The sequence below is a fragment of the Mycoplasmopsis pulmonis genome, from assembly GCF_900660575.1.
Taxonomy (GTDB): Bacteria; Bacillota_I; Bacilli_A; order Mycoplasmatales; family Metamycoplasmataceae; genus Mycoplasmopsis_B; species Mycoplasmopsis_B pulmonis.
The window spans coordinates 498,401-523,731 of the sequence record NZ_LR215008.1 but is presented as its reverse complement, the minus strand read 5'-3'; the positions used below and the strand labels follow the sequence as shown (position 1 = coordinate 523,731).

The window sequence follows — 25,331 nt, the reverse complement described above, 5'->3', positions numbered from 1 at the left end:
TTTTTATTGAGTGGTTGTTAAAACATTTTCATTTAAAATATCTTTTCTAAATTTTGATGATTCATATTTAATATTTTCAATTTTTTTATCAATGTCATTTAGAAGATCTTTTAATTTTGCTATTCTTTGTTTAATCAAGTAAAAATTAGCTTCAATTAATAAAGCCGAAATTGAGCTTTGTAGATAAATTCAACTCAAATCATCAACAAAATCAGTTAAATTTGGATAGATCTCTATTTTTGGGTCAATTTCTTCATCTTCAAAGGATTTGTCAAGGTGAAAGTTTTTAATAGGCAAAATAACAACTGAGTTATTTTTTAGTTTGTTACTTTGGAAGAAAAATTCAATTTGATAAACACCTCCAAGTGTGTATTTATCATAGATTAGAGCTTTTAAATCATTGACATATTTTTCATCAATGCTCTCAAAAGTGGTTAAAATGTTAAGTTTGTTTTCTTGGGCAAATTGGATTGCATGTTTTCCAATTGCAATAATTCAATCATTTTTTTCAATTGTATCTAGGATTTTTTTGTCTAATTGTCTATGAGAAATATCAGAGATTCTATTAATTTCAGCTATGTAGACAAAAATTTTTCTTCCATTTTTAGTTGAAGGATAGCCATTGAAAAAAATTGATTTTAAACCAAAGCGAGATTTTAAAACATTTGAATAAATATTTTTAATAAAGTTAACTTCATTTAGTTTATTAGTGTAGATTTTGTTTTGTACTTGAAATTGACTAAGAGATTCAAGAAAATAAATATTGATGTAGTTTTTGATATTGATCAAATTTTTTTTCTTTTTTTCAATTTTGCTATATATTTTCATTTAAAACTCTTTCTGAAAATAAAAGTGAAAAATCATTTCTTTGACGTCCAAAAACAATAATTTCATAAGGAAGTCTTAAAACTAGTTTGTCCTTTTGGAAATAATAGTCAATTAATTTGTTTAAAGATCTAAAAAGTTTAGCAATGTCTTCATCTTCATCTTTTGAAAAATCAACAGATAATAGTGATGAGTTAACTTTGTTTTTATTTTGGATAATAATGGGATAGTCAACTGCATTGGCACTTTTTTCTCAAGAAATAGTAAAAGAGCTAAAAACAATTTGTTTTTTTTGTTTAATTGATGAAGAGAGCATTTCTAAAAATTTTTCAAAAATGTCATTTTCAAAAGAAAAATTTGAATATAGATAAGTACTATATTTGAAATTTTCAATGTCAACTAAGTATGTAGAGGGATTTGACATAATCTCTCTATAGTGATTAATTACATTTTCATGTAATTTAATTTCCTTTTTTAGCTTTAATTTTTTGTTGTTTCAGAATTTGAACATCTTTTTTCTCCTTTTTCTTTAGTAAGGACTTTATTAAACTAAAGACTTTATTATAATCAAATATGTTTTTTTTATTAAATGTTCAAGGTTTTTTCTCTGTTTTTAGAGTGCTTAGTGATTTGTAAAATGAAAAGACAAAAACAAAAAAGTTTAACATCACAGCAAAGCCTACTAATAAGTACAATAATAAATAAAAATCTAAAAAATTAGCAATAATGACTAGAAGATCTAACTTGTGAATCACTGACATGAAAATGTATAAAAGTGAAAATGAAGTTAAAAGCAAGTTAAATGACATTTTTTGAAGTGTACTCATTTCATAATTAGAAAATAAGATAAATAAAAACAAAATGGTTAGAACAAATGAAAAAATTAGAATATTAAACATTGAAATTTTGTTTTCTCTATCATAGGAAATATGGAAAATTATTAAAGTAAAAAATGAAACTACAATAAAAAAGCTCACTGAAAACATAAAATAAATTGAAGATTTTAATCTTAGTCTATTTCATAAAATCAAGAAAGTAAAAACTAATAAAAAGACAACATTTAAACCTAAAAATAAATTGTTAATTTCTAAAAAGCTAACGTTAACATTTTTAAATAAAATGATTCAGTAGTTTAAAAAAGTTGAAATTAAAACAATAATTGAAACATTTAACTGGAAAAGGTTCTTTTTGTTTTTTGAAACTTTAGTTCTTTTAGGTTTTTTAAAGCTATAGAGTAAAAGGCTAAAAAAGAAAGGGAAAATTAAAATTAAATAAGCAATGACATAACCTATTTCTCTAAAAATCAAACCTACAATTTCATCACTTGAAGCTTCTACAAAAGCTTGAATTCTATTTTGATAAAAAGGAAGTCACTCTTCAACTAACTTAGCATCTGTTGTAATTTGAGATTTATTGATTCAGCTTGAAAAAATCAAAACATAAAGCATTGAAACTATTAAAAAAACAATTTTTAGTTTATAAGCTTCAAGATGATCTCTTTCAACTCTTCTATTGTATAAAAGTCAATAAACTGAGTAGAGAATTTCTAAAAATATAACATATATTACAAAGTAAAAAATATAGCCTAGTTCAACAAACTCATTTAGTGTTATAAAATTAGGAATGTTTCTTGAAAATAAAATAAAAATACCACTAAATATATAAATGGAAAATCAAAGGATATAAATATAAAAATTTCTATGGTTATGGTAGATTTTCCTAAAAGCAGTTGCAATAAAATAAACTAAAAATGAAGCATGTAATGATCTTTGTAAAAGTTCAAGAATAAAAACTTTGGTAAGCTCAAATTTTTTAGGATCAGCATAAATGTTGTCAAAAGAGTCAGTTATAAAAAATAAAGAATAAATAGTAACTACAAAGATAATTAAATAATTTGCCATTTTCAAAAGCTGTTGAAATTTATTTAGTCTTGAAAAGTTAAATGATTCCAAATCGCTTTCATGAAGAAATATTCTTTTCCTAATCATCTTTAGTCCTTTACTAGTTTAATCTTTCGAGGGGCTTAATAAAAATTATAAGCCAAAGTATAGCTTATAAATTAAAGTTTATTAATTATAATAGTTGTTTAAAAAAATTAACTTAAAATTAAATCAACTATTTTCTCTGGATCAATTGGTTTAAAGAAAAAGTTTTGAAAATCTATGTCTTTAAGAGCATCCATTAGCTCTTCTTTAATTAAACGCTTTTGTAAAAGAGCTTTTTCAATAATTTGAAGATTTTCTTTTGCAAAAAAATCACCGCTTATTTTGCAAGCTTGAATTTTTCCTTGATCGACTTTTAGACTAATTCCAAAGGTACCAATATCAAAACGAGCTTCTCTATTAAATTCATAGCGAGGAGAAAGCCCAAAGGTTCAATCCCAGTTTTTGTATCTTTTTTCTACTAATTCATCAATGTTTTTTCAGTCTTGCTCGCTTAGCTCATAAATTTCAATTTTTTCTTCATGGTATTTTGAAAGCTTGTCAAGAACTAGTTTTTTAAACTCTTGAGAAGAAAGGTTTTTGTATTTATCATCAACATATTGGCTAATGTAGTCAACTCTTTGGCGAACTGATTCAATACTTTTTGATTTAATTTTTGCCTTACTTGGTCTTAGAACCTCTCCTATTGCTTCAAAGTCAAGGTTTCATAAAAGTGAATATCCTCCATAGATATAATCATCTTGGAGCATCATGGCAGCTCCTGAGACTTTTTTGCCATTGATGTGAAGGTCATTTTTACCGCTATATACAAGGTTTTTAACCCCTAGCTCTTTTAAAATTTCAACAATAGGTTCATAGAATTTTTGGTAGTTACCAAAAATATTTTTGTTGTTTTCGCTATTAAAAGGATAAAGCCAACAAATGTTTACCGATTTATCATCAATGTAGATAGCCCCTCCACCAGTTCGACGTCTTACAATAGGGATGTTGTGCTCTTTTAAATAAGGAAAGTTAACTTCAACTTCTGGATTTTGGAAATATCCAATTTGAATGTGAGCATCACAAATATATGGAAATATAGCAGTTCTTTCAAGTTTTAAATGAGTTAGAGCATAAGCCTGAAGGGCCATTGCATAGGCTCCATCTTTAATATATTTTCCATTTCTAATTGGTTCTATTAAATACATACTTTTCTCCTTAAAGATTTAAAATTTTTCAAAAAAGTCCTTTAAATCCACTTCCAAAAGAAGTGCTTGTTTTTTGATTTGTGGATTTAAACGGTAAGTTTTATTTGAAATTGACAAATAAAACGATTGTGGATTTTCTTGGGTTCATTTTTGAAAAGGAATTTTGATAAACTGAGGAGTGGTATAACCAACTCCTAGTTCTAAAAATAAAGTTTTTTTGTCTTTAGCTTTTTCGACAAAAGCTTCATATTTTGCTTTTTGATTTTCAAATTTTTGATCTTCAACCATTCCTTTGTATGCAATTCTTTTGTTTATTTCTAAAAAAGAATCACATTTAGGGCAGCGCGGAATTAACTCATAAGGAACAAGTAAATCTTTTTGTTCTTTGATCATTTTGTAAATTAATTCTTTGTCTTCATAGAGCTTGTTATGACACATTTTACTACATTGAAAATGTTTGTATTTTCCTTGGATGTAAAAAATTTTGTCCTCATCAAAGTTAGCTTTTTCTAAACAACTATCTGAATTAGTTGTAATGATAAAATAATTTTTATCTTTGATAAGCTCTTTTAATTTTAAAAAACTCTCACTGACAGGTTGATCATAATAATTAATAGAGGTAAAACGAGATTGAAAAGCTCAATAACTGGGTCAATTAGGATATTCAAACAAACTAGCTTGAAGCATATCAACTAGTTTATATTCTTTAATAAAATCTCCAAAGTTTTTTTCAAAACGTTCACCACTATAACCAAAACCAGCTGATCCTGGAAGACCAGCTCCTATACCTAAAACAAGCAATTCAGCTTGCTCAATTGCTTGTAAAAAAATTTCTTTTGGATCTTTAGAGTTAATCTTTCATTCCATTTTTAATAATCTTCTAAATTTTCAAATTCTTTTGGATCTACATTAGTCATTTTAACTAATCAGTTTTTATCTCTTGAAGCTGATGAAAGATCTTTTGGTGTTTCAACTGCTTCTTTATTTCATTCGATAATTTTTCCACTTAGAGGAACCTTAATGCTAGCTATTGTTTTTGAAGCTTCAAGGTCAATAATAACCTCACCTGCTGAAACATCGCTTTTTTCTTCATGTAATTTTAAATACCAAACACTTCCAATGTCATCTTGAAGTTCAGGACTCATTGAAACAATGTAGTCGTTATTTTCTTTTTCAACAATTAAATAATTTGCAAATTTTTTCATAATAATCTCCTAATTTTTGCTCAAAGGCTTTTTTTAATAATTTTAAACTATTTTCACGGTTTTTAGAACCATAAACTAATGGAATAATCAAAAAATGATCAACTTTGAATTTTTTTGACAAATTTAGAATTTTTTCTCTAACTTCTTTTGAGTTTCCATAGATAACTTTATTGTCAAAATTACTTACATCTAAGTAAACTGGGACAAAAAAATAAAAAACACTTTTTAAAATATACTTTAAATAGGAGTGTTTATGAAACAACTAAAACCAGAACAATGAAAGAAATGATTTTCATTATATGAAGAATTTTATGATGGAAAAATTAATATAAAAAAATATATATTTTTAGTAAACAAAAATATTGGTAAAGATTGAAAAAATACATATGTAAAATCTTGATTTTTCAAAAAATATTCTGCTTTTCAAAAAGATGAACAATCTTTAATTTCACAAACTGGCAAATCTACAGCTAACAAAAAAAATAACGGTAGACCACCAAAAAGAAAAGAAGTTAATGAATATACAAGAGAAGAATTAGAAGAGATTGTTAAAATTTATAGAATAATTTTTGATGACATTAGTGAAAAAGAAATTCGAAAAAAAATTAAAGAACATAAAGATAAAGAAAAAATATTAACTAAAATTTCATGAAAAGAATTTCTCTTTTCAAAATCAACATATTATTCTTGAAAAAAACCTAAACTTGCAGAGCCGAAAAAAGATCAAGAAATTGAAGAAATTATTAGAAAATCATTTCATGAAAACAAAGGTATATTTGGTAGAAAAAGATTAGAAATTTATATTCAAAATAAATATAAAAGGTATATAAACTATCGAAAAATAGGTAGAATTTTGCTTAAATTAAATCTTTTTTGCAAAATTAGAAGAGCAAAAAGAAAAAATGAAATTAAAAATCTTAATACTAAATATCAAAATCTAATTCAAAGAGACTACAATGGCAAATTTAACAACATAGTTGCCACTGATGTAACTTATATTCCAAGCCCCAAAGATGCAATTAACAATCATGTTTATTTATCGATTGCAATTCATCATCAAAGCAAGAAAATAATTAATTGAAATCTAAGTAAAAGAAATGATGTTAAGTTAGTTTTAGATCATATTTCTAAAATCAAATTTGATAAAGAGTGAATAATTCACTCAGATCATGGAAGTCAATATTCATCAAATCAGTATAGTGAAATTATTAAAGAAAACAATGGGATAATTTCAATGAGTAGAATCGCAAATTCACTTGATAATCGAGAAGCAGAATATTTCTTTTCAAATATCAAAAGTGAGTGCTTAAATGATCTAAAAATTTCAAAATTATCATTCAAAGAATTGCAAGAAATTATTCAAAATTATATTGACTGATACAATAATGAAAGATTACAATCAATCTTAGAATGAAAAACACCTCAACAAAGCTGAGATGTTCTAAGTGTTTTTTAAATAGTCACTTTTTTTGTCCTAGTTTAAAGTAATCTTGTTTTTCTTTTGAGTAGTGTTTTATGCTCTCATATGATGGAAAAAATCTAAATTCTTGAAATTCATCTTTTCCATTTAAATAAACCTCAGCTGTTTTTTTGTATTTTTCAACTTTTTTGGCATCTTCATCAATAAGAACAAAAAAAGAAAGCAAAACTTCAGCTTTAGTATTTTTGTTATTTTTGTAATAGAGCTCAATGGCTTTTTGGGTTATTTGGTCTTCTCCATGGATTCCTGGTCCTTGAATAAGTTTTAAATTATTTTCTCCAGCAAAAAGAGCTTTTTCAACACTTGTACTAAGAAGATAAGTATCTAAAGGTTTTTTTAAACTAGGAATAAGCTCAATGATGTGAGGTTGTTTTGAGACCATCTTTTGATAGTCTCTAACTTTTTGTAGATAATCATCATTTTCATAGTACTCAAGGGAATTAAGAGCTTTTTGCACAGCAACAGTTCCTTTGTGTGAGCCAAAGGAAATCAAAAAACGGCCGGGATAAAAAAGCTCTAAAGTACTTGCTATTTCAGCTGCTTTAGTAGCTGAGTAGTGCCTTAGCATAATTCCAGCCGAGCCTATTTTAATTTTTTTAGTCTCTTGAGCTAGTTTTAACATAGTTAGCTCAGGTACTGAATTGCTCAAAGTAGGCACTCCGTGATGCTCTCCAAGTCAATAGCTTTGATAGCCTAATTTTTCAGCTAATTTTGCTAATTTTATTGTATTTTTAAAAGCTTGCTCATAGTCTTGATTTTCATCTAAAAGTACAAAATCCAAAACACTTAATTTTATTTTATTTTTCTCCATAAATAAAATCTTATATTAAAAGCTTGTCTTTAAATTGTCAAAAGATAAAATTTTAAAAATAAAATGATTATAATTTTTTTTATGGCTTTATCTTCTTTTTCTAAATTAGACTACTGTGATTATTTACTCGATGACATAAAAGAGGCCTTTGATTTATTAGAAGATAAAAATTTTTTGATTTTTGCAAAAAATTTAAAAAATGATCTTAGTGAAGAAGAAATCTTTTTTCAAATGAGCTTTGATCAGGAAAAATTCAAAAAAGTCATTAGCAAAAAACTTAATTTTTCAAATCAAAAAAGAAAGTGATTAGAAAAATTAAAATATAAAATTGCCTATCATAACATTCATCAAAAAAGATCTAATTTAGAAAAATTTTTTGTCCCTATTGATATTTATTTGAAAGTAGAAAATTCATGACCACAAATTTTTCTTTCAAGAACAATTGAAGTTGAAGCTGAAAATTTTGAGCTAAAAAATCTAAGATATCCTTTGAAAATCTCTGAGCAAAACAGAAAAAAAATAATTGAAAAATTTAATTTTTTTTCTAATGAACTTAAGAAGATAGAGCTAGCTAAATTAATAAAAATAAAAAAAGAAAAAATTCTTCAATATCAAGAATATGACATTGAAGAACTGGGCTCTTTTGAGCTTAGCTCAATTTTTAGCTTTTCAAAAAATCAAAAAATAAAATCAATTCAAAAGCAAATAAATCAAAATGAAACAAATTTTTTTAAGATTAATTTTTTAGTAAATAAAGCTTTTTTTAGCAAAAATAACCCTTTTGAAATTAATTTAAAAATTAATTATTCTTTAGGTTTTTTTGAATTAAAAAAATCATCTTATGCCATTAGTCATGGCAAAAGTGTTTTTATCAAAATTAATTTGGACAAAAATAATTTTGATAAGTATTTTAAGCAGCAATATTTTAAAGAAATGCTTGATTTTAAGATAGTTAAAAATAATTTGTATAACATCAATTTTGAAAAATCATCTTTAAAAGATTTTGCTCTTAGAGTTTTTGATGAAAATATTTTAATAACTAAAGTTAATTACATCAAAGTTGATCCTAAAAATGCTCTTTTTGAAGTTGATTTTAAATATAAAAATGAAAAGCACAAAATATTTAAAAAAATAGGTTTAGGTTTTTATAGTTATATCTTTGAAAAAGATTTTCAAGATAGTTCATACAAAGCTTATAACTTTATAGCAGAAAATGTCCAACAAGAAGAATTAGATGGAGTCTATGCCGAGATGTTTAGGGGCTTTGAAAGCAAGATTCTTTCAGGGGGCTTTAACATCATGAGAAGTTTTTATTCTAAAAACACAAAAGCAAAGTGGCTCCATGTAGGTGAGGATTATCTAGCCCCTGAATATAGTGCAATAGTAGCTCCTTTTGATGGAAAAATTATTGCCATGTATGAAAGTAAAATGATTGATGAGGGCTTTGGGCTTGGCACTTTAATAATGATGAAAATAGACTATGACAAATTAAAACTTAGTCCCAAAGAATTTCAGGAGTATTTTCAAATCAAAAAAGGAACTAAAGGATATTTTTATCTTGGTCTTATCCATCTTGATAGAGACACAAGTTTTAACATTGAAGATTTAAAACTTGAACACAAGATTTTCTATGAGCCAAGGCTAGAAAATACAATAGCTTATAAAATAAAACCAACTAAAGCTAAGCAAGTTTTTAAATCTCAAATTATTGGTTATTTAGGCTCAACTCAAAGTAATGGTGGATGAATACCACATGTTCATGTTTGTCTTTATTCAAATGTTAAAAAAATTTTTGATGAAAATGGTTTTTGGCAAAAAACAAATTTTTCTCATAGTCAAAGATTTAAAAATTATTGGAATAAAACTTCAGGTTTTAATATCTCGTCAGTTAATGTAGATGGAGTAAGACTAGCTAGTTTTGAAAGTCAAAAAAACCAAATATATGTCTCACCCATTAATTATTATGAGCTTAACATTGGTTATGTTGATCCTAATGCACTTTTTAAAATTAGAGGAAAAAGTTCCTATTGATTTGATGTTGCTTTAAAATGAAAAAAAGAATAAGCACTTTTTGGCTTATTCTTTAAAAATTTTTTAAATAAAATCAACAGCTGAATCTTCGACTTGAACAATTTTTCCAAGAGACTCAAGTTGTGATTTTAAAGTGCCATCTTTTGAGCCAACTTTAATTTTGGCATCTCCACCAAAATTATCAACAGCTGCTTGAAGAAGTCTATTTAAATTAGCTATTCCTTCACTAGATAGTTGAGTTCCATTTTTTGAAACAATTTTTAAATGTCTTGTTTGATTTCCATTTGAAAATTCAATTTTTGTTCTAGGAGGTCCAGGTTCATTTAAAGATAAAACATCAAATTGAGCTTCATTTAACTCTTCTACATCAATTTCGAAGTTAAGATGATTATTGTAAAGTTTTAAATTTTTTAATCTTCTTTTACCATTTGTAGGTTTTTTCTCATCCCTAAAAATTAAGCCCCTTAGTGATTTAATAGATTTTATTCTACTTAAATCTAGTCTTGTAGCATAAGAGTTTCCACCCTCTTTATGATCAGGATCAAGTCCTGGACCAAAGCCACCTTGGAAGATTTTTTCATTGTTTCTAACAAAATAAGCCATTCTTAGTCCATCGTTAATTCTGTTTAACTCTTTGTCTTTTTCATCAAATGAGATGGTGTCAAAAACAATTCTTGAATAAGGAAGATCTCCTGCATTTCAACTAGCATTATAATCAGTTGTATTTACTCAAGCTACATTTCTTAGAGCAAATGGGTTGAAATTTCAACCATCATTGTTTGGATAACTCTTGGTAAACATTCCTAGTTCATCAATTATTTTATTTTCAAGTTCAAGTAAAGCTGAGGTGTTTTTTGTTTCAAAGAAAAGATCTAGTTGTTTTAATCTTTCTGGAAGGACTTTTAGAATATCTCCAAATCTTTGATTTGCATCATTTTTACCAATATTTAATATTCGATAAGCTGTAATTTCTTTTTTTTCTTTTACTAGAGCTTCAATAAAGGCTTTTGCTTTTTTATAACCTTTTTCATTTGAAAGATCAATTGTAACTACAATTCCTTCATTTATACCTTTATCACTTTTTTTATCTCTAGTTAATTTAGAAACAGTAATTCCATCTTGTCTAGAAGCTCCGTGTTTTCTATATTCTTCTAAATTTGTAATATCTTGATTTGACCATCCAGGAAATTTCCCGTCAATAATATCTTTTCCACCTCTTCCATAATAGTTATCATATCCAAAGATTCTTTTTTCACTGTTGTCTCTTGTATATTTTTGTTGAGTTGTATTAATTAAAGGAGAAAATGAATGAGAGTTAATTGATCCATCTGCTTCAAAGTAAATATTATCTGGACTTGTTGTTAGCCCTTCTGATAGAAATTTTTCAGCATCAGCACTTAGCTTTGTAAATTTAGATGTGTCTAAATAAGAAAGCAATTTAGCATATTTTTGATTTTTATTATCTCAAGCTGAAAGTTTTCTTGGATTTTCTTCAAATTCTTTAATGATATTAGGATATTGTCTCTTACCTTCTTCAGTTAAAAAATTTACTACATTAGGAGACTCAAAAAGTCTAGAAAATTTATAAAAAAGACTTTCATAAAAATTAGATCATTGTCTACTTATAATTTTATATGCTTCTTCATGTTTAAGAGAGTCTAATATTTGTGGCAATAATTTATTAGTTACAGATAAAGAGTTTTTAATATTGGATTTTCTTAGCTCGTCAGTGACTTCAATTGATAAAAGCTTACCTAGATCATTGTAATAAGGATTTCTATTTGTTATTTTTTTATCTATATCAGATTGGAAAGTTTCTCTTTTTCTTGGGTTTAAAAATTTCCCTTTAATTTTAAGCCCATTAAATTCTAAGATTCTATCAACTATTTTTCCTGCTTGATCATCTCCTTGGATTGGCCTTTCAGGAACTATTGGTTTTGGAGTGGGCTTTGGAATAGGACTTGGAGCTGGAATTGGTTTAGGTAAAGGCTCAGGTTTAGGACTAGGACTAGGAATTGGAATAGGCTTGGGTTTGGGCTCTGGTTTAGGAATTGGTTTTGGCTCAGGCTTTGGTTCAGGTTTGGGCTCTGGTTTAGGAATTGGTTTTGGTTCGGGCTTAGGCTCAGGTTTGGGCTCTGGTTTAGGTTGAGGCTTAGGTTCTTCTTTTGGTTTTTCAGGCTCTGGAAGAGGCTTAGGAATTTCAGGAAGATTAAAATCAGTATTAGAAGGAGCTGCTTTACTATAATCAAGGTTATTATTTTGAATTAACCTGATTAGTCTAGGATCTTCAGCTCGTAAAAGTTCATTGTGTTCATTTGAATTTTTGTTATTAGAAAAGTAAATTAATGCAGCTGAACCTACAGAAATGGGCAAAGTTGCAGATAATATAAACAACAATTTTTTTCTAGTTTTTCTAGTTTTAAAAATTTTCATAATAACCATCCTTGAATAAAAATTTAATTAAGCTAAATAAAACATTATTAGTTAAAAATTCTACCACATTTAATTAACTATGATTTATCTATCTTAAAGAATACTTATTAAGTTTTGAGAAATTAAACATTATTTTAAATTATACAAAATAAGCTTAATTAATAAATTTAAATTTTTTAATTTAAGATTGCTTAATTCACTCATCAAAAAAGTCTTTATTTTCTTTTGCTATATTAAATTCTTTATCTGGATATGAGCTTGTAATTGACTGATAACTTTTGGCTTTTTCTAGCTCATCATGAAAATTCATTATTTCTAAATTATCAATTTCTGGTAAAAAATATTTTTTGTAATCAGGGTTATTTTTAATTCTTTCTAAAGAATCAGCTGTTATAAATCTATTTGTATTTACAATAATAAGATCAATTAAAAAATTTATTTCTTTATTATATAAATTTGTTAAATCTTTATAAAACTCTTTTATATAGTGTTTTGGATATGGATAAATATTTTTGTCTAAAAATGGATGAACTTTATTGTCATATGATAGAAAATACTGTCTTAATGGATTTAAAAAGTCTAATATTTTAATAAAAAGAATATGGATTAAACTGGGACAAAAAAATAAAAAACACTTTTTAAAATATACTTTAAATAGGAGTGTTTATGAAACAACTAAAACCAGAACAATGAAAGAAATGATTTTCATTATATGAAGAATTTTATGATGGAAAAATTAATATAAAAAAATATATATTTTTAGTAAACAAAAATATTGGTAAAGATTGAAAAAATACATATGTAAAATCTTGATTTTTCAAAAAATATTCTGCTTTTCAAAAAGATGAACAATCTTTAATTTCACAAACTGGCAAATCTACAGCTAACAAAAAAAATAACGGTAGACCACCAAAAAGAAAAGAAGTTAATGAATATACAAGAGAAGAATTAGAAGAGATTGTTAAAATTTATAGAATAATTTTTGATGACATTAGTGAAAAAGAAATTCGAAAAAAAATTAAAGAACATAAAGATAAAGAAAAAATATTAACTAAAATTTCATGAAAAGAATTTCTCTTTTCAAAATCAACATATTATTCTTGAAAAAAACCTAAACTTGCAGAGCCGAAAAAAGATCAAGAAATTGAAGAAATTATTAGAAAATCATTTCATGAAAACAAAGGTATATTTGGTAGAAAAAGATTAGAAATTTATATTCAAAATAAATATAAAAGGTATATAAACTATCGAAAAATAGGTAGAATTTTGCTTAAATTAAATCTTTTTTGCAAAATTAGAAGAGCAAAAAGAAAAAATGAAATTAAAAATCTTAATACTAAATATCAAAATCTAATTCAAAGAGACTACAATGGCAAATTTAACAACATAGTTGCCACTGATGTAACTTATATTCCAAGCCCCAAAGATGCAATTAACAATCATGTTTATTTATCGATTGCAATTCATCATCAAAGCAAGAAAATAATTAATTGAAATCTAAGTAAAAGAAATGATGTTAAGTTAGTTTTAGATCATATTTCTAAAATCAAATTTGATAAAGAGTGAATAATTCACTCAGATCATGGAAGTCAATATTCATCAAATCAGTATAGTGAAATTATTAAAGAAAACAATGGGATAATTTCAATGAGTAGAATCGCAAATTCACTTGATAATCGAGAAGCAGAATATTTCTTTTCAAATATCAAAAGTGAGTGCTTAAATGATCTAAAAATTTCAAAATTATCATTCAAAGAATTGCAAGAAATTATTCAAAATTATATTGACTGATACAATAATGAAAGATTACAATCAATCTTAGAATGAAAAACACCTCAACAAAGCTGAGATGTTCTAAGTGTTTTTTAAATAGTCACTTTTTTTGTCCTAGTTTAATACTCCCGTTTTCTTTATAAATTTCTTGAGTGTTCATCTTGTTTAATATATCAATTCTCATTTGTGCATAATTTTTCATTATAAATAATTGTGCAATTGGTATTTGGCTAAACATTTTATAATCAAAATATTCACCTTTTTCAGTAGGGACTTGATCAAAGGTTCCGATGATATTGGTTTGTCGAGATGCTTCACTACTAAAGTCTCTAAAGCTAAGATTTTTCTTATTGTAAAGATTAAAAAAATGATTTACATATTCACCAATTAACTTAGTATTTTTTTCGATATCTCGAGGATTATCATCTCCAATAAATTCAACAAATTTTTTATATCTTTCAATTAAAATTTTGTTAAATTCTTCTTTGTTGTCTATGATTTGCGGGTTTTCTTTTTTAATTAATTTAGGAAGCTCTTTAAATCATTCTCAAATTTCTGAAACACCTTCAAATTTACTAATATCAGGTTTAGGAATTACATCTGATTTTCAATTTTGAGATCAAATTTGCCTTTGTTTTTCCAAAGTTTCTATTTTTTTAAAACCAGAAACTTTGATGTTTTTTTCTTTGAACTTTTGATTGATTTGTAATTTAACAATTATTTCCAAACTTCCTTCTAAGTTATTGACTTTCTTAGTTTTTTCATCTAAGCGATATGAAATTTGAATTTTATTTAAAGTTGAATAATATGAATTGTCAGCTTTTTTTAATTGGAAATTGCTATTAATAAGATTTTCGCCTTTGACTTGAGAGGCAAATATATTTTTAAGCTCTGAATTACTTGTCAATTGTGCCAAGTTAATATTTTGAATTTGCTCTTCTAAAAGTTTTTCTATATCTTTAAAACCAGAAATATCAAATACTTTAGTAACTTTAATATTTGATTTGGTTAGTGTAACTTTGATTTTTAAAATTCCATTTTCATCATCTATTTCTCTATTATTTTTATTTTCAAAATCATATGAAATACTTACATCACTTGGAACTAAATAATCTAAGTTATCTTGTTTTTTAGCTTTTAAACTTGCAAGACTTTGATTATCAAAACTTGAAGGAAGCGCTTCTTTATTTAAAGAAGTTTCTATTTTAGAAATTTGATTTATTTGCTCTTCTAAAAAGCTTTTAATTGAATTGTTTAGTTGGTTTTTTGTCTTTAAATTGTAAAGAGTAAATGTTTTAATCTTAGATCTTCCGGATTTTTCAATTTTTAAATCAACTTTTAAACTTCCATGTTCATCATTGGCTTGTTTTTCTTTAGATAAGCTCAAAGAAAGACTAACTCCAGGAGAAGGACTATAGCTTAGATTATCTACTTTTTTGATTTGAATATTTTCAAGATTAAGATCAGAATTTAGAATATCTGAAGGAATTTTGTCTTTAAGTTTAGAATTTTTAGATAATTCAATTGAAGAAATTTGCTTTAACTCATCATCTAAAAATCTATCAATAGTTTTAAATCCTGAGACTATAAAAGTATTGGTTTTTACTTCGTTTTCTTTTGTTAGTTTAACTATAATTCTTAAACTTCCATTTAAATCATCAACTTGTTTTTCTGAGGATTTTGGACTTTCAAATGAAAGAGTAATTCCCTGAGCTAAAGTGTAATTTTGTCCATTAGATTTTAGTTGAAAATTTTCAGCTCTAAGATCACTTTCTAATATCTCTGAGGCAAGTTTATCTTTAAGTTTTGAACTTTCTAAAAGCTCAACTTTGCTAATCTTTTGAATTTCACTATCTAATTGACTCTCTTGGTCTATTGGTTTGCTTTGATCTTTTGTAGTTAAATTGTTTAGTTTGATTATCTTTGTTAGACTTTGATTTTCAAATTCTAATTTAAGAACAATATTTAAACTTCCATTATCATCATCAATTTCTCTTTTGCTTTGATCAACAAGATCAAAAGAAAGACTAAATTTTGCTGGCAAACTATAGCTTGAGCCATCACTTTTTTTCAATATTAGTGAATTACTTGAAAGATCTGTTTTTTTGAACTTGCGATGCTAATTTATTTTTAAATAAAGAGCCTTGTGCTGGTTCTGCTTGAATAATTTTTTGAATTTCAAGTTCTAATAATTGAGTATTTTTAACTTTAGTTGTTTTAAAACCTTCAATGATAAAAACTTTTTCTTCTTTAAGATTGTCCTTTGTTAAAATAGCTTTAATTTTTAAAGTTCCTTTTTCATCATTTGAGTTCATGTTTTCTTTGCTTAACTCATATGAAAGCATAAAATCAGAGGCTAAGTTATAATTTTTCCCTGATTTTATTAATTGAAAGTTTTCTTTTTTAAGATCTGAAACTTCAACTTCAGAGGCTAATTTATTTTTTAAATTTGAAGAAGCTACTAGTTGAATTTTGTCAATAGAGTCAAGCTCATTTTTTAAAATTTTTACTTTTTGGTTTTGAGAAATTTGAGTTGTACAAGAAATAAAAGCTAATTGAGAAACAAAAATAATGCTCGAAAATAAAACAAAAAGCTTTTTATTTTTTGAAAATTTTTTGACGTTCATAATTACCGCTACCTTTTTAAACTTATTTTCATTAAAAACAAAATAATATATCAAAAAAGTAAAAAAGTACCTAACAACACTTGCAAATAAAAGAAAATCTCAAGCTCTATATTTAATTTTTCTAAAAAATTAGATATTAAAATCTTGTATTTTTATAAAAAGACTGTTTTTAAATTTTGTTTTTTGTCATTTAAATTTTTGATATTAGAAAATAAAAATTAGCAAAACTAGAACAAAAAACTTCTTGAAAAAGATTTTAAACCCTTAGCTTTGTTGGGCTTGTTTTTATTCTAATTTAGTTGTAATTTTTTTATTGTTTTTTAAAAATAATAAAAAAAGAATTGACCCTAGAGTCCATTCTTATTTTAAATTAATATATTTTAGTTTACCCATTTTTGAGATATGGTGCCAATAACTGGACTTGAACCAGCGACCCCATCCTTACCATGGATGTGCTCTGCCTGCTGAGCTATATTGGCAACGTTCATTAAGTACTTTACCACAAATGTTAATTATTTTAATAATAAGGTAAAATTTTGTCTATGAAAAATAACAATTTAACTCAATATATGAGTGTAAAAGTATATAAAAATCTTAGTAGAAATGATTTAATGACATTAATATTTGGTGTTGTTTCTTTTGTAGCTATTTTAATTTTTATATTAATTACAGGATTTTTTCCAACCAAAGACACTCAAGAATCAGGAATGTATAAATTATTTGGCTTTTTTAATGACTTTTTTTATTTTACAACTCAATCAAATTTATTTATTTCATTAGCCTTGATTGCTTATTCAGTTAAAAAAAATAATAAAACAAATAACTTTTTAGCTTTTGGAATAATATACATTACAATTACTTTTGTTGTTTATTGAATACTTTTGGCATGACAGTCAAATTGAAGTACTTTTTATAATGCATTTAGAAGTTTTATGGTTCATTTTATAGTTCCGATGCTTGCTTATATTTCTCTATATTTTTATAGAAAAGAAGTAGTTTTTACAAAAAAAACTCTTTGGACTTCACCACTTTATTTATTTGGTTATTCTTTGTTTACTCTAATTTTGTATTATTCAACTTTAAATAATGAATATTACTACACATATGATACTAAGACCAAAGCTATAAAATATTTTGCAGTTGTAGTATATGGTTTTGCCAATTATCAAAAACCTCTTTATATAGCTGGAGCCGCTAATAATCTAGGTCTAAGAGTATTTTTGATTGTAATAATTTTTATAATTTTTGTTTTACTACCACTAGGATTTGGATATGCATGTGTAAAATTATTTAAATTAAAATATGAAAGTAATTTTAAATTCTTTAAAAAAAATTTAAAAGATAATTCTAAAGTTAATTTAATTGAATAAAAACTTAGTTACAAAAATAGACATGACTTTAAAAAGAAAAAGTGCTGTCTATTTTTTACAATTAGCTTGTTTTATGTATAAAAATCTAACTATGTAAATTTGATTACATGTTTATAATATAAAATGTTTAAGCTCTTATAACTTTATTTGAAAATACTAAATATTTTTCCATTAAAACCATCAAAGTTAATGTTGAATTTTTGTAACTTTTGCTTATAAGATCTTTATTTTTTATTATTAAGAAAGGTTCATTAATGACAATTTATAAACTTGGTGAAATAGCAAAAATAGTTGGAGGAAATTCTAAATTTACAGAAAAATATATTTTAAATAATCAAGGAATTTATTCTGTTATATCTTCAAAAACATCAAACAATGGAATATATGGTTGTATCAATACTTTTCAATATGAAAAAGGTATCACTATTTCAAAGGATGGTGTATATGCTGGAACAATTTTCTATCAAGAAAAACCATTTTCAATAACTTCTCATGCATTTTATCTAGAAATTACAAATAAAAATGTGTTAGAAAAATACCTTTTTTACTTTTTAAAAAACAAACAAGAACATATTCAAAGTATTACATATGGTAGTACAAGAGATAGTTTAACAAAGACTGATTTTTCTGATTTTGTTGTATCTATTCCTTCTTTAGAAACTCAAAGTGCAATAATTAAAATTATTGAACCTTTAGAAAAACAAATAAATGCATTTGATGAATTGATTTTCAGTGAGCAAAAAAGTCTCCAACATTATTTAAATTATTTTTTAAATAAACTTGCATCAATTAATCCTTCAATTTTCAAAAATTATAAACTTGGAGATATTACAAAAATAGTTTCAGGAAATCCTAAATTTACAAAAAGTTACATAGAAAAAAATGAGGGTGTGTATCCAGTAATTTCTAGCTCATCTTTTAATAATGGAGTTTATGGTTATATAAATACATTTGACTATGAAAAAGGTATCACTATTTCAAAAGATGGCTCAGTTGGAAACATATTCTATCAAAGTAACTGTTTTTCGATAAATGCATCTGCCATGTTGATTCAACCTGTTGAAAATATGATTTTAGAAAAATATTTATTTTATTTACTAAGAAGCAAGGAAAAAAATATAAAACAAGTTTTTAGTGGCAGCGTTATTAAGCATATATATCCTAGAGATATTGTTAAAATTAAGGTTGATCTTCCTACTCTTAAAACCCAAAGTGCAATATTAGGTATTAATGAACACTTTCATTAGGTTTAAAGTCTTTTAAAAAAAGTTGTTTTATGAATCATTTGTATTTAGAATTAATTTTTCTTATTTAAAAATTCATTTAGATTTTTTTTAAACTCATTTTCATATTTAAGCAATTCTTCATTGATTTTTACAATTTCACTTTCAACAAAATCAATGTCAATATCTTCACTTTCTTCATCAAAATTATCTAGATCATAAAATCTCATAGATAATGAATATTCATTTTTAACAATGTCTTCATAAGATATATATTTAGAGAAATTTTCTTCTTCTCTTTTTTCTTTTCAAGCACTAAAAATTCTATTAATGTTTTCTTCTGATAGAGTATTTTGTCTTTTGGCATTTTGGAATTCTTTAGTTGCATTAATCATGAAAATTCTCTTGTCATTTCTAGGCTTGTTTTTTCTAGCTACAATAATACAACTTTCAATACTTGTATTATAAAAAAGGTTTGGCGGAAGGAAAATAATAGTATCAATGTAATTTTCATCAACAATGTATTTTCTTATATCCTCTTCGGCTTTAGGATTTTTACGACTTAATATACCTAGTGAAAAAACAGATGCAATAATTCCATTGTCTTTATTTACATGAAAAAGCATGTGTTGAAGAAAAGCAAAATCTGCATAACTTTTTGGTGCCAAAGATGGATAGGGATTATATCTTCTATCCTTGGATAGTTCTTGAGTTGGATTTCATTTTTGGCTAAAAGGAGGATTGGCCACTATACAATCAAACGAGCCTTCTTCTTCAATATGTAATGGATTGATAAGAGTATCTCCTGATCTAAGATCTAATTTAGAAAAAGGTACTCCTCTTAATATGAAATTCATTCTTGCAAGATTATATGTTGCTGTTTTAACTTCCTGACCATAAATTTTGTTATATTTTCCCACTTTATTAGCTAGTTTTATTAACAAAGAACCAGAACCACAAGCTGGATCATAGGCTTTATTAATTTTATTTTTTCCATGAGATACTATTTTTACAAGAAGTTCAGCAACTTTACTAGGAGTATAAAACTCTCCTGCTTTTTTACCAGTGTCACTAGCAAATTCCGATAATAAATATTCATATGTATTACCAAAGTGGTCTACTTCATCCATTGATAAATTCAAAGTATTTATTTCTTTAATAATAAGTTGAATTGTTTTTTCTTTTTCTTCATCAATGTTTCCTAGATTTTTATTAATAAAATCTATATTTGTAAAAAGGTCTTTAAAAAACTCTTTTTTTTCATCATCTAATTCACTGTTAATACTTTCAATTTTATTAAAAGATTCTTCAATTGTGGGGATAACATTTTTTCCTTGATTCATCATATCTACAACATTTTGAAAACTATATTTATAAGCTAGAAAAAAATCATCATCATTTTGAATAATTATTTCCTTGATTTTTTTAAACTGTTCATGATTTTCATCAAATTCAGAATATTTAATATAATCAACTCTTTCTTTAAACTCTTCAAAGTTTTTTTCAGATTGTTCTGAAAGATATTTGAAAAACAAAAAACCCATTATGTAATCTCTATATTCAGTTACTTCCATTTTTGATCTTAATTGATCACAGATTTTTTTAACTACTGCTATTAATTCTTTACTATTTGACATACTTTAAATTTTGCTTTCTATAATTTTATTCATTTTTATTTCAAAGTCTAAAAAGGCCTCAATGCTTTCTTTATATTCAATGGACAATTTATCAATAATATCCTTATCAACTTCTTTAGATCTTCTTGATCATTTTTTTATAAATTCAGATTTTTCAATATCATCTAGATCTTTATCGTTTATTCTTTTTTTTCAATCTTTGCGTATTTGATCATTATTAATTCCATGATATTCTTTAAGAATTTTTTCAAGTCACATGGCTTCTATTTGGTTTTTAACTTTTTGAAAAACACTTTTCAAAATCCTTTTTCCATAATCTATAAATTCTTTTTCATCTAAGGATTTATCTTTTTTGATAAAAAAGTTTTTTATTTCATTTTTTCATTTTTGTACTAAAAGTAAGAATATTTCATATTCTTTTTGATTAATTTTTCCTTGATTGTAATTATTTTTTATCAATTGAATATGTTTATCTATTTCACTTAATGTATCTTCATAAGTTAATCTATTATTTGGGTATTTACTAATTTTTTTATTAAAGAATAATAAATTTTCCAAATATATTTCATCAATTATCATTTCTTTATAAGCAAATTTAATATTGCTAATATCAATTGAGTTTAAAACTTCATAACTTATTTTTTCTTTTTCATTAGTAGATAAATTTTTTTTGATCTCATTTGCTCATTTTTGATATTGATTTAATTGTTCCAAAGAAAAATCTGAAATTTTTTCATTTTTTCCATATTCTTTAAAAGTTTTTAATGAAGAAAAAATATTTGAAACTTGACTAAGATTTTTTAAATATTTTTTCTTATTTTCTAAAGAAATATTTCTAAAAATCTCATTATTTTTCTCATCATAAATATTAGAAAAAGAGATTTTTAAACTATTTCAAAAATTAATAAAATCTTCAACTACCTGTTCATATTTTTCTCCATAAACAAGTTGTTGTATTTCTTTATCACTACTATTTGCATATATTTTAAAAGCATCATTGATTGATTGTTCTTCAAGAGAAAAATTAACAATTATTCCACGCTTTTTTAAATAATCACTTAATCTATTTGTTCTAGAAAAAGCTTGAATTAAATTATGATTTTTTAATTCTTTGTTTATATATAAAGTGTTGGTTCTTGGTGAGTCAAAACCTGTTAATAACATATCGACTACAATAACTATATCAATGCTATTATTTTCACTATTATATTCTTTAAAACGTCATTGAACATCATTGACATATTTGTCAAAATCTTCAACTTTAAAGGAAGTATTAAATTTTTCTTCATATCTTTTTAAAATTTTTTCTTTATGTTCTTTTAAATTGAAAAACTTTTCATTTTTTTCTTCATTTGAATAGCTACTAAATATTGGAGTTGCAAAAATATCGCCAACATCCATTTTATAAAATTCATCATAGAAAGTCAAGGCATCTTGGATTGTATCAAAAGCTATTATTGAATTGTAGTTTCTATTATTTGTAAAATCTAAATGTTTGCTTTTGATAACACTAATTATTGACTTAATTTTTCCTAGATTAGAATTGTTATTTTCTCGAAAAATTGGTGTTTCTTGGTAGTAATTAACTACTTTAAATCCAAGAACATTTTTATCTAAAATTGCATCTTTCATGTTATATGAGTCAATTTCATTTCCGAAGATTTTTTGAGTTTCTCTATCATTATTTTCTTCAAATATTGGAGTTCCTGAAAAACCTATAATGATGCTATTATTCAAATAATCTTTAATTCTTTTTCCCATTAACCCAGCATTAGAACGATGACACTCATCAATAATAAAAACAAATTTTTTATTAGTTAAAAATTCAATTTTTTCATTTTTATAAGAAGATAAAACATTATTTAATTTCTGAATAGTAGTTATAATTAATTTTTCTTTTTTAAGAAAAATCTCATATAAGTCCTTTGAAGTGTCTTGATTTAAAAAATCAATTTTTTCATTTTTAGAACTTGACATAAGTTTTTGAAATGTTTGAGATGTTTGATCATTTAAATCATTACGATCAACTAAAAAAACAACATGATCAATATCACTATTTTTAGATAATATTTCAGCTATTTTATATGAAGTTAAAGTTTTACCACTTCCTGTTGTATGCCATATATATGCATTGTTTAAATTATGCTTAGCATCTAAATTAGTTTTTAGTTGTTTTTCAACAAAGTTAATTGCTTTTTTGATTGCCCTTTGTTGATATGGTCTAAGTAAAATAATTTTTTCATCATCTTTTGATCTTTGAAAAACTACATAATTTTTTAGATATTCTTCTAAAGCATTTTTGTTTAAAAAATCTTTTATGAGCTCTTTTGAAGAACCACCATTTTCGGAAGTTCATTTGAATGAAAGAATCTTATTATTATTTGTTCTTTTGTTATTTGCTAGAAACTTAACTTCTTCAAAATTTGAACCTATCAAAATTTGAATAAATCTAAAAATACCTTTATTTAAAACACTACCTCTATATGATTCATCTATTTGATTTATTGCTTTATTAATATTTTCACTTTTGTCTTTAAATTCAAAAAGTATTAAGGGAAATCCATTGATTAAGATCAGCGAATCAAATCTTTTACCCATGTTGTTTTTTGCATCTCTTGTAGGAAATTGTTGCAAAACATAGAATTCATTATTAGCTCAATTTTCTCAATCAACGAACTTTAGGCGTATTTTTTTTGGACCATCATTTTTATAAATTTTAACAGTATCAAAACCTCATAAATACTGAGCAAATCGATAAGAAGATGCAGAATTGTTTGAAAGTAATTCTCTTCTTATATCCAAAATATTTTGTTCAGTTAATTCTATGTTATTGAGTCTACTTATATTTTCCAAAATTAATTCAAATATTTTCTCTTCATTTTTAATATCTAATTTTACATATTTTTGATTTTTAACCAAGTCATCTACAAATTCTTTTTCATAAAGAAGTTCATTTCTACTCATCTTTGATTTTCTCCTTGATTAAGTGATTTTGATAATATACAAATCTTTTTTCAAGCAATTTTTTCTTTTGTTTTAAAAGATTAATTTTTTTATGCAATGGTTCAATAATACCTAATATTGCACTTTGGATTTCTAGAGAAGGTATTTTGATAGCTATTTCTGAGAGAGCATATTCTCTAACTGATGGTCTTGAAGAACCTACTATTGATTTTTTTTGTATGATATTTTCATTCTTTTTCAAATAATAAAAGAGAAATTTTGTAAGAAGGTTTACTTTGTCATTTAGCAACAAAATGAAACACACATTAGTTATAGAAAATTTTCCATTATTCAAAAACACAGTTCCAGCATATGCACCATCTGCACTTATAGTTATATACTCACCATCATACATATAGGAATTTAAATAACCAAAAATTCCATTATTTTTTGTATTTGATGAAATTACAGGATAATCTCCAGGATTTTCTTTTAGGTCAAATGAATTTATTATCTTACCTCTTCTTATTTTTGCAATCTTTTCGAGTTTATAATCATGAAACAATGAAGGTTCAATTTGATAGAATTTTCCAAAAAAATAATTCAAATAATGTTGAAGACTTTTTTGCTCACTCAAAATCAATTCATCAAATGCATTTATTTGTTTTTCTAAAGGTTCAATAATTTTAATTAATATACTTAAATCTTTTTTTGTATTTTCTTCACTATCAATTCTTACAAGATTTTTATGCCTAAAAAATAAATCTTCTTTAGGTTCAATAATCTTAATTATTGCACTTTGAGTTTCTAAAGAAGGAATAGATACAACAAAATCAGAAAAATCAGTCTTTGTTAAACTATCTCTTGTACTACCATATGTAATACTTTGAATATGTTCTTGTTTGTTTTTTAAAAAGTAAAAAAGGTATTTTTCTAACACATTTTTATTTGTAATTTCTAGATAAAATGCATGAGAAGTTATTGAAAATGGTTTTTCTTGATAGAAAATTGTTCCAGCATATACACCATCCTTTGAAATAGTGATACCTTTTTCATATTGAAAAGTATTGATACAACCATATATTCCATTGTTTGATGTTTTTGAAGATATAACAGAATAAATTCCTTGATTATTTAAAATATATTTTTCTGTAAATTTAGAATTTCCTCCAACTATTTTTGCTATTTCACCAAGTTTATAAATTGTCATTAATGAACAATTTTTTTAATTAAAACTAAGAAAAAAAGAGTAAATAAATTAATGTTATTTATTTTATAAAAAATTTTTTTATGATACACTAGAATATGTTGTTATATGAAGCTATAAATTATATGCAAATATTGTAAAAAGCATATTTGGAGCAAAATCATATTAAATTACAAAATATAAAAAGAAAGGAAATGAATGCCAACAATTAACCAATTAGTTACTAAGGGAAGAAAGAGAAAAGCTTCAAAAACTAAATCTCCTGCTTTAAATCAAAGTTACAATTCTTTACACAAAAAGTATAAAAAACTTTCAGCACCTTTTAAAAGAGGTGTATGTACAAGGGTTGCAACAATGACACCTAAAAAACCTAACTCAGCTCTAAGAAAATATGCAAGGGTTAAACTTTCAAATGGAATGGAAGTAACAGCTTATATTCCAGGAGAGGGTCACAACTTACAAGAGCACTCTGTTGTATTAATTAAAGGTGCTTCAGTAAAGGATTTACCTGGGGTTAGATATTCAATTATCCGTGGTACTCAAGATGCAGCTGGTGTTAATAAAAGAAACCAAGCTCGAAGCCGTTATGGTGCAAAAAAAGCTAAAAAATAATTTAGTAAATTATTAAATTTAAAA

The 25,331-nt window shown here is 25.0% G+C and carries 21 protein-coding genes and 1 tRNA gene; 6 read left to right on the top strand and 16 right to left on the bottom strand.

All coding sequences use genetic code 4. The features are described 5' to 3' along the window. Window positions 1-3: 3 nt before the first annotated feature. The 7 genes from EXC36_RS02180 to EXC36_RS02150 form a co-directional block, all read right to left on the bottom strand. A complete protein-coding gene (locus tag EXC36_RS02180; protein WP_129690257.1) occupies window positions 4-828 on the bottom strand; it encodes an MSC_0622 family F1-like ATPase gamma subunit in 825 nt (274 codons plus the stop codon). Further along, the gene (locus tag EXC36_RS02175) at window positions 815-1,336 is read right to left on the bottom strand and encodes a DUF2714 domain-containing protein (RefSeq protein ID WP_010925246.1); all 522 of its coding nucleotides are present in this window, start codon (window positions 1,334-1,336) and stop codon (window positions 815-817) included. The genes EXC36_RS02180 and EXC36_RS02175 overlap by 14 nt, the downstream gene beginning before the upstream one ends. Then, entirely contained in the window at window positions 1,287-2,813 is a 1,527-nt protein-coding gene (locus EXC36_RS02170) for a hypothetical protein (RefSeq protein ID WP_129690255.1), read from the bottom strand. Before EXC36_RS02170 ends, EXC36_RS02175 begins: the two co-directional genes overlap by 50 nt. A 107-nt stretch (window positions 2,814-2,920) precedes the next feature. Continuing rightward, the gene (locus EXC36_RS02165) at window positions 2,921-3,955 is read right to left on the bottom strand and encodes a lipoate--protein ligase (RefSeq protein ID WP_010925244.1); all 1,035 of its coding nucleotides are present in this window, start codon (window positions 3,953-3,955) and stop codon (window positions 2,921-2,923) included. Window positions 3,956-3,973: 18 nt separating this feature from the next. Then, entirely contained in the window at window positions 3,974-4,822 is an 849-nt protein-coding gene (locus tag EXC36_RS02160; protein WP_129690253.1) for an SIR2 family NAD-dependent protein deacylase, read from the bottom strand. A gap of 2 nt (window positions 4,823-4,824) precedes the next feature. Beyond that, window positions 4,825-5,160, bottom strand: a complete 336-nt coding sequence (locus tag EXC36_RS02155; protein WP_010925242.1) for a glycine cleavage system protein H — start codon at window positions 5,158-5,160, stop codon at window positions 4,825-4,827. Further along, window positions 5,117-5,422: a hypothetical protein gene (locus EXC36_RS02150; RefSeq protein WP_129690251.1), complete on the bottom strand. Its 306-nt coding sequence runs from the start codon at window positions 5,420-5,422 to the stop codon at window positions 5,117-5,119. Before EXC36_RS02150 ends, EXC36_RS02155 begins: the two co-directional genes overlap by 44 nt. Here EXC36_RS02150 and EXC36_RS02145 point away from each other — a divergent pair. Next, complete coding sequence (locus EXC36_RS02145) at window positions 5,414-6,616, top strand: IS3-like element IS1138B family transposase (protein ID WP_041363864.1); 1,203 nt, start codon at window positions 5,414-5,416, stop codon at window positions 6,614-6,616. The genes EXC36_RS02150 and EXC36_RS02145 overlap by 9 nt on opposite strands. Here the strand turns inward: EXC36_RS02145 and EXC36_RS02140 are convergent. Continuing rightward, complete coding sequence (locus EXC36_RS02140; protein ID WP_129690249.1) at window positions 6,516-7,451, bottom strand: MsnO8 family LLM class oxidoreductase; 936 nt, start codon at window positions 7,449-7,451, stop codon at window positions 6,516-6,518. The two genes, EXC36_RS02145 and EXC36_RS02140, sit on opposite strands and share 101 nt — an antisense overlap. An 81-nt stretch (window positions 7,452-7,532) precedes the next feature. Here EXC36_RS02140 and EXC36_RS02135 point away from each other — a divergent pair, with 81 nt between their 5' ends. Continuing rightward, entirely contained in the window at window positions 7,533-9,515 is a 1,983-nt protein-coding gene (locus EXC36_RS02135) for an MSC_0775 family lipoprotein (RefSeq protein WP_129690247.1), read from the top strand. Between the two features lie 30 nt (window positions 9,516-9,545). On the opposite strand, the gene EXC36_RS02130 is transcribed toward EXC36_RS02135, so the two are convergent. Together EXC36_RS02130 and EXC36_RS04070 are read right to left on the bottom strand one after the other, a co-directional pair. After that, on the bottom strand, window positions 9,546-11,915 hold the full coding sequence (locus EXC36_RS02130; RefSeq protein ID WP_041364100.1) for a putative immunoglobulin-blocking virulence protein: 2,370 nt from the start codon (window positions 11,913-11,915) through the stop codon (window positions 9,546-9,548). 181 nt (window positions 11,916-12,096) lie between these two features. Continuing rightward, a complete protein-coding gene (locus EXC36_RS04070) occupies window positions 12,097-12,225 on the bottom strand; it encodes a hypothetical protein (RefSeq protein ID WP_268810698.1) in 129 nt (42 codons plus the stop codon). Between the two features lie 356 nt (window positions 12,226-12,581). On the opposite strand from EXC36_RS04070, the gene EXC36_RS02125 reads away from it, so the two are divergent. Further along, complete coding sequence (locus tag EXC36_RS02125) at window positions 12,582-13,784, top strand: IS3-like element IS1138B family transposase (RefSeq protein ID WP_041363864.1); 1,203 nt, start codon at window positions 12,582-12,584, stop codon at window positions 13,782-13,784. Here the strand turns inward: EXC36_RS02125 and EXC36_RS02120 are convergent. The 3 genes from EXC36_RS02120 to EXC36_RS02110 form a co-directional block, all read right to left on the bottom strand. Beyond that, on the bottom strand, window positions 13,684-15,762 hold the full coding sequence (locus EXC36_RS02120; protein ID WP_129690246.1) for a lipoprotein 17-related variable surface protein: 2,079 nt from the start codon (window positions 15,760-15,762) through the stop codon (window positions 13,684-13,686). The genes EXC36_RS02125 and EXC36_RS02120 overlap by 101 nt on opposite strands. Before the next feature lie 10 nt (window positions 15,763-15,772). Then, on the bottom strand, window positions 15,773-16,315 hold the full coding sequence (locus EXC36_RS02115) for a lipoprotein 17-related variable surface protein (protein ID WP_010925237.1): 543 nt from the start codon (window positions 16,313-16,315) through the stop codon (window positions 15,773-15,775). 403 nt (window positions 16,316-16,718) lie between these two features. Then, window positions 16,719-16,794 (bottom strand) — tRNA-Thr (locus EXC36_RS02110). Between the two features lie 63 nt (window positions 16,795-16,857). Here EXC36_RS02110 and EXC36_RS02105 point away from each other — a divergent pair. Then, the gene (locus EXC36_RS02105) at window positions 16,858-17,685 is read left to right on the top strand and encodes an MAGa3780 family membrane protein (RefSeq protein WP_129690244.1); all 828 of its coding nucleotides are present in this window, start codon (window positions 16,858-16,860) and stop codon (window positions 17,683-17,685) included. A gap of 254 nt (window positions 17,686-17,939) precedes the next feature. After that, window positions 17,940-18,932 (top strand): restriction endonuclease subunit S, encoded by a 993-nt coding sequence (locus EXC36_RS02100; RefSeq protein WP_129690242.1) that lies wholly within the window; start codon window positions 17,940-17,942, stop codon window positions 18,930-18,932. 50 nt (window positions 18,933-18,982) lie between these two features. Here EXC36_RS02100 and EXC36_RS02095 read toward each other — a convergent pair whose 3' ends face one another. Genes EXC36_RS02095 through EXC36_RS02085 form a run of 3 tightly spaced genes read right to left on the bottom strand, consistent with a single transcriptional unit; the run spans window position 18,983 to window position 24,698 of the window. After that, complete coding sequence (locus tag EXC36_RS02095) at window positions 18,983-20,545, bottom strand: type I restriction-modification system subunit M (RefSeq protein ID WP_129690240.1); 1,563 nt, start codon at window positions 20,543-20,545, stop codon at window positions 18,983-18,985. A 3-nt stretch (window positions 20,546-20,548) separates the two neighbouring features. Further along, a complete protein-coding gene (locus EXC36_RS02090) occupies window positions 20,549-23,509 on the bottom strand; it encodes an HsdR family type I site-specific deoxyribonuclease (protein WP_129690238.1) in 2,961 nt (986 codons plus the stop codon). Beyond that, window positions 23,502-24,698: a restriction endonuclease subunit S gene (locus EXC36_RS02085; protein WP_129690236.1), complete on the bottom strand. Its 1,197-nt coding sequence runs from the start codon at window positions 24,696-24,698 to the stop codon at window positions 23,502-23,504. The genes EXC36_RS02090 and EXC36_RS02085 overlap by 8 nt, the downstream gene beginning before the upstream one ends. 195 nt (window positions 24,699-24,893) lie before the next feature. On the opposite strand from EXC36_RS02085, the gene rpsL reads away from it, so the two are divergent. Next, the gene (gene rpsL / locus EXC36_RS02080; protein ID WP_010925231.1) at window positions 24,894-25,307 is read left to right on the top strand and encodes a 30S ribosomal protein S12; all 414 of its coding nucleotides are present in this window, start codon (window positions 24,894-24,896) and stop codon (window positions 25,305-25,307) included. Window positions 25,308-25,331 lie beyond the last annotated feature (24 nt).